The organism is Pseudomonas sp. 51_B (assembly GCF_017491595.1).
Classification (GTDB): domain Bacteria; phylum Pseudomonadota; class Gammaproteobacteria; order Pseudomonadales; family Pseudomonadaceae; genus Aquipseudomonas; species Aquipseudomonas promysalinigenes.
Genome location: NZ_JAFGYW010000187.1, coordinates 1 through 518, shown reverse-complemented (window position 1 = coordinate 518; position 518 = coordinate 1). Strand labels below are relative to the sequence as shown.

The following is a 518-nucleotide window of genomic DNA, read 5'->3' as shown; positions in this document are numbered from 1 at the left end:
AGAACTGGGTGTGCTTCTTCTTGGGTTTGCGCATGCAATTCGAGAAATCCGCCTTGAATTGTGACGCCAGCATCGTCAAAGACGCGGGCGAGTCGCTCGGTGGACGACGCATCGCTCCTGTCGGATCGCTTGTAAATACCGGCCCAGACCAGCATCAAGTTGCTAGCGAGCCCATAGGTCTTGCTCGCGCCGCTTACACCAAGATATCGTTCATTGCTGAACTCAATGTGTGAGGCGTCGGCTTGAGGCTTCGCAGAAACACCGTTTAAATCTTGAGCAATGCTCAATAGCGTATCCAAGTCCTTTTCCACACCACCGCGCAATGCATCGCCGAACCTTCCGCTCAACGTCACGCGCGGATGAAACTTCAGTTCGAAAATCGCTATAACGTTATTGGTGTCACAGATCATCATGTCAGGTATGCGCCTCGAAGTTCGGCCTTTTACGTCAATTGTTGGCTCGATGAAGATGCGGCGGCAGTTCTCCATCCCATTGGCCTTGAAGTCGTTGATCAAACG

General features: G+C 52.1%; 1 protein-coding gene. It reads right to left on the bottom strand.

The window, feature by feature from the left end; all coding sequences use genetic code 11:
- The coding region (locus tag J5M56_RS24305) for a hypothetical protein (protein WP_207937982.1) at nt 1-518 on the bottom strand (518 nt) is incomplete at both ends.